Consider the following 230-nt stretch of genomic DNA (forward strand, 5'->3'; position numbering starts at 1 on the left):
TTGGTTGTGTAGCTTTGGACCGGGTTTTTCTTGCTTTTGAATGTCGGATGGCCCTTGAAGTCATACGCCGTTGGCGTATAGCCTTCTGCACATTTTTTAGCGGCTCGTTTTTTTAATTCTTTTTTCGGCTGTTCCTTATATTTTTTGAATCCTTCATACTGATATTCGATGCTTGCCTGAAGAGCAATACTATCAGGACCAGACAACCATTTGAATGTTTCTTTTAGCCC

General features: G+C 40.9%; 1 pseudogene. It reads right to left on the minus strand.

From position 1 onward, the window contains the following. Positions 1–230, minus strand: a pseudogene (locus L2D08_RS23865) (hypothetical protein); the annotation flags it as partial.

This window comes from Domibacillus sp. PGB-M46 (assembly GCF_022668875.1).
Classification (GTDB): Bacteria; Bacillota; Bacilli; order Bacillales; family Domibacillaceae; genus Domibacillus.